Source organism: Streptomyces sp. HUAS MS02 (assembly GCF_055702265.1).
Map to the genome: position 1 here is coordinate 6,074,751 of NZ_CM146747.1, position 12,558 is coordinate 6,087,308.

Here is a 12,558-nt window from a genome sequence, read left to right on the forward strand (position 1 = left end):
CCGCATCGCGACACCGGAGCCCGGAGAACGTGGAGGCGTCATGACAGCCCCGAGCACTGCCCCCGCATCGAGCAGGGGAGGCCGCTGGATTCAGCACTGGGACCCTGAGAACGAAGCCTTCTGGAACGAGACCGGCGAGAAGGTCGCCCGCCGCAACCTCTTCTTCTCGGTGCTCTCGGAGCACATCGGCTTCTCCATCTGGACCGTCTGGTCGGTGATGGTGCTCTTCATGGGCCCCGAGTACGGACTCACCCCGGCCGACAAGTTCTTCCTCGTCTCGATGGCCACCCTGGTCGGTGCCATCGTCCGCATCCCGTACACCTTCGCGGTGGCGATCTTCGGCGGACGCAACTGGACGGTGGTCTCCGCGAGCCTGCTGCTGATCCCGACCATCGCGGCCTTCGTCGTGATGGAGCCGGGGACCTCGTTCAACACGTTCCTGATCTGCGCGATGCTCGCCGGCATCGGCGGCGGCAACTTCGCCTCCTCCATGACGAACATCAACGCCTTCTTCCCGCTGCGGAAGAAGGGCTGGGCGCTCGGTCTCAACGCGGGCGGCGGCAACATCGGTGTCCCGGTCGTGCAGCTCATCGGTCTCGCCGTCATCGGCGCCTCCGGCGGCCCCCGCGTCCTGCTCGGGATCTACATCCCCTTCATCGTCGTTTCCGCGGTCCTCGCCGCCGTCTACATGGACAACATCGCGTCCGTGAAGAACGACACCGGTGCCGCGAAGGACGCCGTGAAGGAGGCCCACACCTGGATCATGTCCTTCCTCTACATCGGCACCTTCGGCTCCTTCATCGGCTACAGCTTCGCCTTCGGCCTCGTCCTGCAGACCCAGTTCGGCCGTACGCCCCTGGAGTCCGCCTACGTCACCTTCATCGGCCCGCTGCTCGGCTCGCTGATCCGGCCCCTCGGCGGCGCGCTCGCCGACAAGTACGGCGGCGCCAAGATCACCCTGTGGAACTACGTCGGCATGGCCGCCGCCACCGGGATCATCGTCATCGCCTCCATGCAGAAGTCGCTGCCGCTCTTCACCACCGCCTTCATCGCGCTGTTCGTCCTCACCGGACTCGGCAACGGCTCCACCTTCAAGATGATCCCGGGCATCTTCCAGGCCAAGGCCCTCGCCAAGGGCCTGGAGGGCGAGGAGGCCGCGGCCTACGGACGCCGTCTCTCCGGTGCCTCCATGGGCATCATCGGCGCGGTGGGCGCCCTCGGCGGCCTCGGCATCAACCTGGCCTTCCGGCAGTCCTTCCTCTCCGTGGGCTCCGGCACCGGCGCCTTCGTCGCCTTCCTCGCCTTCTACGGACTCTGCTTCGCGGTGACCTGGGCCGTATACCTTCGCCGAACGGCCTCGAACACGGCTGCGACCACCGCCACGACCGAAACGAAGCCGCAGCTCAGCTACGCCGAGGTGTGACATCGCCCATGCCGCGCGAGGTGTGGCGTAACACCAGCGACATCAAGCCGAACCGAGCCTGTCACGCGCCGTTGACAGGCTCGTTCGGCATGTGGGTCCACCAATCGGTGCACCCGCACGCACAGAGCTTCGACTGAGTGCAACGACTCGACTGCGGGACGAGAGCCATGTACGACGAACAGCAGCGACCCGAGCGATCAGATCGAGCCGATCGACCAGACAGGACGGTTCTGATGGATCGGATGGACCGGACGGGCCGGGAGGCGCGGACCGAACACGGGCCGCTCGCGGGCTTCACCGTGGGTGTCACCGCCGCCCGCAGGGCCGACGAACTCGCCGCACTGCTTCAGCGCCGCGGAGCCGCGGTCCTGCACGCCCCCGCCCTGCGCATCGTGCCGCTCGCGGACGACAGCGAACTGCTCGCCGCGACGAAGGACCTGCTCGACCAGGCCCCCGACATCGTGGTGGCGACGACGGCCATCGGCTTCCGCGGCTGGATCGAGGCGGCGGACGGCTGGGGCCTGGGCGAAGCCCTGCTCGACCGGCTGCGCGGTGTCGAGGTCCTGGCCCGCGGACCGAAGGTGAAGGGCGCGATCCGCGCCGCCGGCCTCACGGAGGAGTGGTCACCCTCCTCCGAGTCCATGGCCGAGGTGCTCGACCGGCTGCTGGAGCACGGCGTCGAGGGCCGCCGGGTCGCCGTCCAGTTGCACGGCGAACCGCTCCCCGGCTTCGTCGAGTCCCTGCGCGCCGGGGGAGCGGAAGTGGTCGGCGTCCCCGTCTACCGCTGGATGCCCCCCGAGGACATCACCCCCATGGACCGCCTCCTCGACGTGACGGTCGCCCGTGGCGTCGACGCCCTCAGCTTCACCAGCGCCCCCGCGGCGGCGTCCCTGCTCTCCCGAGCCGAAGACCGGGGCATGCTCCCGGAGTTGCTCAACGCGCTGAACCACGACGTCCTGCCCGCCTGCGTGGGCCCGGTGACGGCGCTCCCCCTCCAGGCCCAGGGCGTGGACACGGTCCAGCCCGAACGCTTCCGCCTCGGGCCCCTCGTCCAACTCCTCTGCCAGGAACTGCCCGGCCGCGCCCGTACGCTGCCCATCGCCGGCCACCGGGTGGAGATCCGCGGCCACGCGGTCCTCGTCGACGGCGCCCTGCGCCCCGTCCCCCCGGCCGGCATGTCCCTGCTCCGCGCGCTCTGTCGCAGGCCGGGCTGGGTCGTCCCCCGCTCCGACCTGCTGCGCGCCCTCCCCGGCGCCGGCCGCGACGAGCACGCCGTGGAGACGGCGATGGCCCGCCTCCGCACGGCCCTCGGCACGCCCAAACTGATCCAGACGGTGGTCAAACGCGGTTACCGCCTGGCCCTGGACCCCGCGGCGGACGCGAAGTACGACGCGTAGGCGGGAACGGCGCGGCCGGTTGGTCTTCTGCGGGTGAGCGGGGCTGGTCGCGCAGTTCCCCGCGCCCCTGAAGAGCAGGGGCTGCGCCCCGTGCTTTTCGATGAAGGGCCGAAGGCCGCTTCAGGGGCGCGGGGACCTGCGCGAGAAGCCCCACCGGGCGGACGTCTCGGGGTCGGAGGAACCGGACAAGAACCGGAGGGTTCCCCCACCGTGTGCGCCCAGGCACTGTAAGGGGTACGTACCCCTCAAACGCACCCCTGCCGGCCGACAACCCCAGGGCGGTGACAGGCACATGGCACACCCCCAGCCCCCTCGCTTCGACTGCGGCCACCTCTGCCTGGACTTCCTCACCACCACCCACCCCGAGGAACAACTCGACACCCCCACCGGCCTGCGCACCTGGATCACCGCCGCCCACCTGGTCCCCGAGGCCACCCCCCTCGACCACATCACCCCCCACTGGCTGGTCGGCTTCAGAGAACTCCGCGGCCACATCGACCGGTTGGTGCGTCCCATCCGCGACCGCGCCCCGGACCCCCGCGCCGTCGACATCTCCCTGGCCAGGGTCAACGACCTGGCCCGCGCGGCGACTCCGGCCCTCCGCGCCGTCCGCGCCGCCGACGGGACCCTCATCCGCGCGCTGGACCGCGTCCCCGAGTGCGCCGCCCTGCTCGCCGTGCTGGCCCGCGACACCGTGGAGCTGCTCACGGACCCGGTGGCCTGCGCGAGCCTGCGCCAGTGCGCCGGCGACAACTGCCCCGTGGTGTACGTCGACACCTCCCGCGGCAGGCGCCGCCGCTGGTGCTCCAGCGAGATCTGCGGCAACCGCGAACGCGTGGCCCGGCACCGCCGCCGAGCCGATCTGGCCCGCGCCCGCGCGTAGTTGAGACCGAAATGCCCATCCGCCTTACCCTGCCCGGTGGTTGGGCAAACCCCGGGTAGCCGTAAAGAAGCAGCAGTGCTGTTTTTCACATCGCGATGCGGGTGTCTTCACAATTCCCGTCCATGCGTGCCGGTTTAAGCACGGATATGGCCACACTTGTCCCCCACGTGCCTCATCCTTCCCACGTTTAATCGAGAAAGTTGTGGCTCAACTCTGAACACACAACTGGTTACCTACGTATCCCGATGTGAGCGACCGACTGGGGGAACCCCCGGACACCGGAGGTAGCCGTGCGCAAGGATTCCGCTGTGGCCGATGACCGCCCGCACAGGGCACGACATCGCGCATCACAGCCCTCAGAGCCAGACGAGGAGCTGATGCGCGCGCTGTACCGCGAGCACGCTGGACCCTTGCTCGCGTACGTGCTGCGTCTGGTCGCGGGCGACCGCCAGCGTGCCGAGGACGTTGTGCAGGAAACTCTCATCAGGGCCTGGAAGAACGCCGGTCAGCTCAATCGAGCGACCGGATCGGTACGCCCCTGGCTGGTGACGGTCGCACGCCGCATCGTCATCGACGGCCACCGCAGCCGGCAGGCCCGGCCGCAGGAGGTCGACCCGTCGCCGCTGGAGGTCATCCCCGCGGAGGACGAGATCGACAAGGCGTTGTGGCTGATGACACTGTCGGACGCGCTGGACGACCTGACCCCTGCCCACAGGGAGGTCCTGGTCGAGACCTATTTCAAAGGGCGTACGGTCAATGAGGCGGCCGAGACGCTTGGCATCCCCAGTGGCACCGTCCGCTCCCGGGTGTTCTACGCCCTGCGGTCGATGAAGCTGGCTCTAGAGGAGCGCGGGGTGACGGCATGAGCAACATCTACGGGGGGTATGGACCGGGAATGCCCGGATCTGTGCAAGGAGCCCAAGGTTCCGGCGACAACATCCACGAGACCGTCGGCGCGTACGCCCTCGGGATACTGGACGACGCCGAGGCCACACAGTTCGAGATGCATCTCGCCACGTGCGAGTGGTGCGGACAACAGCTCGACGAGCTGGCCGGCATGGAACCGATGCTGGCCGCGCTCGCGGACCTGCCCGCGGCCCAGGGAACGCCCGCCATCGGCGAGTCCCTGGCCGTGAAACCGACCACCGGTCTCGCGGACCGGCTCGTCGGCGAGGTGGTCCAGCACCGGGCGAAGAAGAGCCGACGGAACTTCTTCATGCTGGCGGCCGGCGTGGCCCTGATCGTCGGCGGCCCGACGGCGGTGTTCGCGACGACGGGCGGCGGGGACGACGGGGCGAAGGACGTCGAAACGCTCAGTACGGCGCAGCAGTCCTTCACGCACATGGGGGCGAACGAGAAGGTCTCCTCCACCGACGCGTCCACCCAGGTCACCGCCACGGTCGGCATGGAGACCAAGGCATGGGGCACGCACGCGGTGCTGGAGCTGAAGAACGTCAAGGGTCCGGAGAAGTGCTCGCTCATCGCCGTCGGCAAGAACGGCGAGCGTGAGACGGTCACCTCCTGGTCCGTCCCGAAGTGGGGCTACGGCATCAAGAACGCCACGACCGAGCAGGCGAAGCAGCCGCTCTACGTCCACGGCGGCGCGGCCTTCACCCCCGACGAGATCGACCACTTCGAGATTCTGACCTTCAGCGGCAAGAAGCTCGTCTCGGTCAAGGCGTAACGCGTCCAGGCGAAACGGACACGCTCACGGCGAACAGCGGACGGACCCCGGTCGGGCACATAGCCTGTCGGGGTCCTTTTCGCGTACGGTGGACGGCTGCCCAGCACGTCAGAAGGGGGCCCGGGTGGCCGCTCAGGTTCAGCAGGAAACGCTCGACTCCGCTCACGACTCGGTGCGTGAGAAGGAGATCGGCGTCGAACAGGAACATCTGGACCGGGTCTACCGGCGCCTCGAGGAGAAGATCCACGAGGCCGAGTTCCTGATGAACGACGCGGCCAAGCGCGGTCAGGTCGGCACCCCCGGCGCGCTCGCCGAGCGGGACGCCCAGGTCTTCCGGGCGGGCGTCCACCTGAATCGCCTGAACAACGAGTTCGAGGACTTCCTCTTCGGCCGGATCGACCTGCTGCAGGGCAAGGACGGCAAGAAGGGCCCGGACGGCGCGTACACCGCCGTCGAACCGGCCGAGGGCGCGGTGCGCCCCGACCGGACCGCCGACATCGCCGAGACCCTGCACATCGGCCGTATCGGAGTCCTGGACTCCGAGTACGCGCCGCTGGTCATCGACTGGCGGGCCCCGGCAGCCGCCCCCTTCTACCGTTCGACGCCGGTCGACCCCGGCCGTGTCGTCCGCCGCCGGGTCATCCGCTCCAAGGGCCGCAAGGTGCTCGGCGTCGAGGACGACCTGATGCGCCCCGAGCTGACGGCCTACCTCGACGGCGGCGAACTGCCCGTCATCGGCGACGGAGCCCTCATGGCCGCCCTCGGCCAGGCCCGCAGCCACACCATGCGTGACATCGTCGCCTCCATCCAGGCCGAACAGGACCTGGTGATCCGCGCCCCCGCCGCCTCCGTGACGTACGTCGAGGGCGGCCCCGGCACCGGCAAGACGGCCGTCGCCCTGCACCGCGCCGCCTACCTCCTCTACCAGGACCGGCGCCGGTACGCGGGCGGCATCCTGATCGTCTCCCCGACCCCGCTCCTCGTCGCCTACACCGAGGGTGTCCTGCCCTCCCTCGGCGAGGAGGGCCAAGTCGCCATCCGCGCCATCGGCTCACTCGTCGACGGCGCCGAGGCCACGCTGTACGACTCCCCGTCCGTGGCCCGCGCCAAGGGCTCGTACCGCATGCTCAAGGTGCTGCGGAAGGCCGCGCGGGGCGCCCTGGAGTCGAGCGACGCGCCCACCCGTCTGCGAGTCGTCGCCTTCGGTCGGCGCCTCGAACTGGAGGCCCCCGACCTGGACCGCATCCGCCGCAACGCGCTCAGCGGCACGGCCCCGGTCAACCTGCTGCGCCCTCGTGCGCGCAAGCTGCTGCTGGACGCGCTCTGGGACCGCTCGGGCGCGGCGGGCCGCCACACCGACCCGGAGCTGGCCGCGGAACTGCGCTCCTCCTTCGACGAGGACATCACGACCGAGGACGAGTTCATCGCCTTCCTCGACGCCTGGTGGCCCGAGCTGACCCCGCGCGGGGTGCTCACCGCCATGGCCGACGAGCGCCGCCTCGGCCGCTGGGCCCGCCGCATCCTCAACCCGGGTGAGGTCCGCCGCGTCGCCCGCTCCCTGAAACGGGACGGGCTGTCCGTGCACGACGTCGCCGTGCTCGACGAACTCCAGGCGATCCTCGGCCTCCCGGCCCGCCCCCGGAAGAAGCGCGAATTCGACCCGCTGGACCAGCTCACGGGCCTGGAGGAGCTGATGCCCGTACGCGAGGAGACCCAGCGGGAGCGGGCCGAGCGGCTGGCGCAGGAGCGCACCGAGTACGCGCACGTCATCGTCGACGAGGCGCAGGACCTGACGCCGATGCAGTGGCGGATGGTGGGCCGCCGCGGCCGCCACGCCACCTGGACGGTCGTGGGCGACCCCGCCCAGTCGTCCTGGTCCGACCCGGACGAGGCGGCCGAGGCCCGCGACGAGGCTCTGGGCACCCGCCCGCGCCGCCGCTTCACCCTCACCGTCAACTACCGCAACCCGGCCGAGATCGCCGAGCTGGCGGCGAAGGTGCTGGCCCTGGCCATGCCGGGGTCCGAGTCCCCGTCGGCGGTCCGCTCCACCGGGGTGCGGCCCCGCTTCGTCACGGCCGCCCGCGACACCCTGGCCCGCACGGTCCGCGCGGAGGCCGCCCGCCTGCTGGATCTCGTGGACGGCACGGTGGGCGTCGTGGTCGCCATGAACCGCCGGGACGAGGCCGCCCGCTGGCTGGCCGGCCTCGGCGACCGGGTGGTGGCCCTCGGCAGCCTGGAGGCCAAGGGCCTGGAGTACGACGCCACGGTGGTCGTCTCCCCGGCGGAGATCGCGGACGAGTCCCCGGCGGGGCTGCGTGTGTTGTACGTGGCGCTGACGCGGGCCACGCAGCAGCTGACGGTCGTCTCGGCGGAGCGGGACGACCCGGACGCGGACGGGGTCCCGGACCTGTTGCGCGACTGAGGGGGTGGTCGGTCGGCTGCGGGCGCGGGGAACTGCGCGAGCAACCACGACCCACCCGCACCCGCCGACGCACCATCAACTCCCCGAACTCCGAGGCGCCTGTTAGCCTTGACGGTGGCACCGGCTCGATCCAAGCCCCCGGGCCCAACCTTCGTCGCTACGAGCGACCACTTGCCGCGAGGCGAGCATGGCGGGTCGGTGCCACTGACCGTACGAAGAGGTCCACGTCGAATGTGACGTGGACCTCTTCTCGTTGAGAACAAAACGTTCTCAACCCGGGACGGCTAACGCCTACTCGACGGTAGGTGCGACGATCGGACGGCAAAACGCAGCAAACGCAGTAGCAGAAGTACGCGAAAGCAGAGGAAGTCGGCCATGGCAACGGCGCCCAGCGTCTCCTACTCGATGACGGTCCGGCTGGAGGTGCCCGCGAGCGGAACCGCGGTGTCCCAGCTCACCGGAGCCGTCGAGTCCCACGGAGGCTCGGTGACCGGCCTCGACGTGACCGCGTCCGGCCACGAGAAGCTCCGCATAGACGTCACCATCGCCGCCACCTCCACGGCGCACGCCGACGAGATCGTCGAGCAACTGCGCCACATCGAGGGCGTGACGCTCGGCAAGGTGTCCGACCGTACGTTCCTGATGCACCTCGGCGGCAAGATCGAGATGGCGTCCAAGCACCCCATCCGCAACCGTGACGACCTCTCGATGATCTACACGCCGGGCGTGGCCCGCGTCTGCATGGCGATCGCCGAGAACCCCGAGGACGCCCGTCGCCTCACCATCAAGCGCAACTCCGTTGCGGTCGTGACGGACGGCTCCGCCGTGCTGGGCCTCGGCAACATCGGCCCCAAGGCCGCGCTGCCCGTCATGGAGGGCAAGGCGGCCCTCTTCAAGCGGTTCGCCGGCATCGACGCCTGGCCGCTCTGCCTGGACACCCAGGACACCGACGCCATCGTCGAGATCGTCAAGGCGATCGCCCCCGGCTTCGCGGGCATCAACCTGGAGGACATCTCCGCGCCCCGCTGCTTCGAGATCGAGGCCCGCCTGCGCGAGGCCCTCGACATCCCCGTCTTCCACGACGACCAGCACGGCACCGCGATCGTCGTCCTCGCCGCCCTCACCAACGCCCTTCGCGTGGCGGGCAAGGCGATCGGGGACATCCGCGTGGTCATGTCGGGCGCCGGCGCGGCCGGTACGGCCATCCTCAAGCTGCTCGTCGCCGCCGGTGTGAAGAACGCCGTCGTGGCCGACATCCACGGTGTCGTGCACTGCGACCGCGACGACCTGGTCGGCGCCGCCACCGACTCGCCGCTGCGCTGGATCGCCAACAACACCAACCCCGAGGGCCTCACGGGCACCCTCAAGGAGGCCGTGCGCGGCGCCGACGTGTTCATCGGCGTCTCGGCCCCGAACGTCATCGACGGCGACGACGTGGCCGCCATGGCCGACAACGCCATCGTGTTCGCGCTCGCGAACCCCGACCCCGAGGTCGACCCCGCGGTCGCCCGGCAGACGGCGGCCGTCGTGGCCACCGGCCGCTCCGACTTCCCGAACCAGATCAACAACGTGCTGGTCTTCCCGGGTGTCTTCCGCGGTCTCCTCGACGCCCAGTCCCGGACCGTCAACACGGAGATGATGCTCGCCGCCGCGACCGCCCTCGCGAACGTCGTCACCGAGGACGAGCTGAACCCCAACTACATCATCCCGAGCGTCTTCAACGACAAGGTCGCGGGAGCGGTCGCCGGCGCGGTCCGCGAGGCCGCGAAGGCGGCGGCCTCGGACTGAACCCCCGTTGTGACGGTGGCCACGGCCCCGCGCCCTCGGCGCGTCGCGGGGCCGGAGGGCTTGCGCCGCCCTTTAGTGTGGCGGCCAAGCTCAGGCCTGCCGCGACTCCCAAGGGTGTTCATATGACTCCCAGGGGTGTTCGTGTGACTCCCTCAGGGGTGCTGGATTGGCTTTCCCGCCGCAGGTGAGTGCAGGATGCGTTTCTGGGCGCGAGGGTCTGACGACGGACCCGGGTCCGCCTCAACGGCAAGAAGAACACGGGAGTAACAACATGAACCGCAGTGAGCTGGTGGCCGCGCTGGCCGACCGCGCCGAGGTGACCCGCAAGGACGCCGACGCCGTGCTGGCCGCGTTCGCTGAGACTGTCGGCGACATCGTCTCCAAGGGCGACGAGAAGGTCACCATCCCCGGCTTCCTGACCTTCGAGCGCACCCACCGTGCCGCTCGCACCGCTCGCAACCCGCAGACCGGCGACCCGATCCAGATCCCCGCCGGCTACAGCGTGAAGGTCTCCGCGGGCAGCAAGCTCAAGGAAGCGGCGAAGGGCAAGTAGCGCCTGCGCGCCGTGAGGGCCCGGCGTCGTGGGCGGCTGCCGGTCCGCTGTGGCGGGCCGCGCAGTTCCCCGCGCCCCTTCAGGGCGCCGCACTGAACGCCGATGGGGCGGTCACCCGGACTCGGGTGACCGCCCCATCGGCGTGTCGAGGTGATCAGCCCAGCGCCTTGCCCGGCAGCTCGACCTTCGCGCCCAGCTCCATGAGCTTCTCCATGAAGTTCTCGTAGCCGCGGTTGATCAGGTCGATGCCGTGGACCCGGGAGGTGCCCTGGGCCGCGAGGGCGGCGATGAGGTACGAGAAGCCGCCGCGCAGGTCGGGGATGACCAGGTCGGCGCCCTGCAGCCGGGTGGGGCCGGAGACGACCGCCGAGTGCAGGAAGTTGCGCTGACCGAAGCGGCAGTGGGAGCCGCCGAGGCACTCGCGGTAGAGCTGGATGTGCGCACCCATCTGGTTCAGCGCGGAGGTGAAGCCCAGCCGGGACTCGTAGACCGTCTCGTGGACGATCGAGAGGCCGGTGGCCTGCGTCAGCGCGACGACCAGGGGCTGCTGCCAGTCGGTCTGGAAGCCCGGGTGGACGTCCGTCTCCAGCGCGATCGACTTCAGCTGGCCGCCCGGGTGCCAGAAGCGGATGCCCTCGTCGTCGATCTCGAAGGCACCGCCCACCTTCCGGTAGGTGTTCAGGAACGTCATCATCGAGCGCTGCTGGGCGCCCCGGACGTAGATGTCGCCCTCGGTCGCCAGCGCGGCGGACGCCCAGGAGGCGGCCTCCAGGCGGTCCGGGAGCGCCTTGTGGTTGTAGCCGCCGAGCGAGTCCACACCGGTGATGCGGATCGTGCGGTCGGTGTCCATCGCGATGATGGCGCCCATCTTCTGCAGGACGCAGATCAGGTCCTCGATCTCCGGCTCGATCGCCGCGTTCGAGAGCTCCGTCACGCCCTCCGCGAGGACGGCGGTCAGCAGCACCTGCTCCGTGGCGCCCACGGACGGGTACGGCAGCTGGATCTTCGTGCCCCGCAGCCGCCGCGGCGCCTCCAGGTACTGGCCGTCCTCCCGCTTCTCGATCTTCGCGCCGAACTGCCGCAGCACCTCGAAGTGGAAGTCGATCGGCCGGCCGCCGATGTCGCAGCCGCCGAGACCGGGGATGAAGGCGTGGCCGAGGCGGTGCAGCAGAGGGCCGCAGAAGAGGATCGGGATGCGGGAGGAGCCCGCGTGGGCGTCGATGTCGGCGACGTTCGCGCTCTCCACGTTCGTCGGGTCCATCACCAGCTCGCCCGGCTCGTCGCCCGGGCGGACCGTTACGCCATGCAGCTGCAGCAGCCCGCGCACGACCCGTACGTCGCGGATGTCGGGCACGTTGCGCAGCCGGCTCGGACCGCTGCCGAGCAGCGCGGCGACCATGGCCTTGGGTACGAGGTTCTTCGCACCGCGGACACGGATCTCGCCACTGAGCGGGGTGCCGCCGTGTACAAGCAGTACGTCGTCAGAGCCGTTGACGGTCATGGATCTCGCGTTCCGTGGAGTTGGGCAGAGGCGTGTGCGGCGTAGGCGGACGGCCGACGGACCCGTTGTGCGGGGGCCGGCGCGGCGCGAGCCGGAGAGCTAGCGTAATCGCCGCCCACCCCCCTTCCGTAAGCCCAAGGGCCTCTCAGCCACGTCATGGATTGGACACAACACGAACCGTTCATCACCGGCCACGGGGGGTCACCGTGCGGCCCGTGCGCCCCGCCCGCTTCCCTGAGCCGTGAGCTGCGCGCACACCGCTGGGGGGATTGGCTCCCCGTACGGGGGCGGGATGCGGGATCATGTCTGGCATGACCGAGGTGTCCTCGCTCACAGGGCGGCTGCTCGTGGCCACGCCCGCCCTGGCGGACCCGAACTTCGACCGCGCTGTCGTGCTGCTCCTCGACCACGACGAGAAGGGCTCGCTCGGCGTTGTCCTCAACCGGCCCACCCCGGTGGACGTCGGCGACATCCTGGAGGGCTGGGCGGACCTCGCCGGCGAACCCGGGGTGGTCTTCCAGGGCGGCCCGGTGCAGCTGGACGCGGCGCTGGGGGTCGCGGTGATCCCCGGCGGGGGCTCCGCGGACCGGGCGCCACTCGGCTGGCGGCGCGTGCACGGTGCGATCGGCCTGGTCGACCTGGAGGCCCCGCCGGAGCTGCTGGCCTCCGCGCTCGGCTCGCTGCGCATCTTCGCCGGGTACGCGGGCTGGGGCCCCGGCCAGCTGGAGGACGAACTGGCGGAGGGGGCCTGGTACGTCGTCGAGTCGGAACCCGGTGATGTCTCCTCGCCCTGCCCGGAACGGCTCTGGCGCGAGGTCCTGCGCCGCCAGCGCAACGAACTCGCGATGGTGGCCACCTATCCGGACGACCCTTCGCTCAACTGATGCGGGTGCGCTTCAGTACCCTT

At 70.3% G+C, this 12,558-nt stretch carries 10 protein-coding genes; 9 read left to right on the forward strand and 1 reads right to left on the reverse strand.

Annotation, left to right across the window (positions count from 1 at the left end; genetic code table 11):
• Positions 1-40: 40 nt before the first annotated feature.
• The 8 genes from ACZ9QC_RS26115 (at position 41) to ACZ9QC_RS26150 (ending at position 10,150) form a co-directional block, all read left to right on the forward strand.
• Positions 41-1,423: a nitrate/nitrite transporter gene (locus ACZ9QC_RS26115; protein ID WP_472915338.1), complete on the forward strand. Its 1,383-nt coding sequence runs from the start codon at positions 41-43 to the stop codon at positions 1,421-1,423.
• A gap of 233 nt (positions 1,424-1,656) precedes the next feature.
• On the forward strand, positions 1,657-2,820 hold the full coding sequence (locus tag ACZ9QC_RS26120) for a uroporphyrinogen-III synthase (RefSeq protein ID WP_472915339.1): 1,164 nt from the start codon (positions 1,657-1,659) through the stop codon (positions 2,818-2,820).
• Positions 2,821-3,112: 292 nt separating this feature from the next.
• Positions 3,113-3,703 (forward strand): CGNR zinc finger domain-containing protein, encoded by a 591-nt coding sequence (locus ACZ9QC_RS26125; RefSeq protein ID WP_472915340.1) that lies wholly within the window; start codon positions 3,113-3,115, stop codon positions 3,701-3,703.
• A gap of 290 nt (positions 3,704-3,993) precedes the next feature.
• On the forward strand, positions 3,994-4,569 hold the full coding sequence (locus ACZ9QC_RS26130) for a sigma-70 family RNA polymerase sigma factor (RefSeq protein WP_079049401.1): 576 nt from the start codon (positions 3,994-3,996) through the stop codon (positions 4,567-4,569).
• Positions 4,570-4,598: 29 nt separating this feature from the next.
• Positions 4,599-5,387, forward strand: a complete 789-nt coding sequence (locus ACZ9QC_RS26135; RefSeq protein ID WP_472915341.1) for an anti-sigma factor family protein — start codon at positions 4,599-4,601, stop codon at positions 5,385-5,387.
• Positions 5,388-5,511: 124 nt separating this feature from the next.
• Positions 5,512-7,809, forward strand: coding sequence for a HelD family protein (locus tag ACZ9QC_RS26140; RefSeq protein WP_472915342.1), 2,298 nt, complete (start codon positions 5,512-5,514; stop codon positions 7,807-7,809).
• A gap of 375 nt (positions 7,810-8,184) precedes the next feature.
• Positions 8,185-9,597, forward strand: coding sequence for an NAD-dependent malic enzyme (locus ACZ9QC_RS26145; protein WP_472915343.1), 1,413 nt, complete (start codon positions 8,185-8,187; stop codon positions 9,595-9,597).
• A gap of 271 nt (positions 9,598-9,868) precedes the next feature.
• Positions 9,869-10,150, forward strand: coding sequence for an HU family DNA-binding protein (locus ACZ9QC_RS26150; protein ID WP_152169247.1), 282 nt, complete (start codon positions 9,869-9,871; stop codon positions 10,148-10,150).
• A gap of 154 nt (positions 10,151-10,304) precedes the next feature.
• On the opposite strand, the gene murA is transcribed toward ACZ9QC_RS26150, so the two are convergent.
• Complete coding sequence (murA, locus tag ACZ9QC_RS26155) at positions 10,305-11,651, reverse strand: UDP-N-acetylglucosamine 1-carboxyvinyltransferase (protein WP_472915344.1); 1,347 nt, start codon at positions 11,649-11,651, stop codon at positions 10,305-10,307.
• Positions 11,652-11,962: 311 nt separating this feature from the next.
• Here murA and ACZ9QC_RS26160 point away from each other — a divergent pair, with 311 nt between their 5' ends.
• Complete coding sequence (locus tag ACZ9QC_RS26160) at positions 11,963-12,535, forward strand: YqgE/AlgH family protein (RefSeq protein WP_472915345.1); 573 nt, start codon at positions 11,963-11,965, stop codon at positions 12,533-12,535.
• Positions 12,536-12,558: the final 23 nt, after the last annotated feature.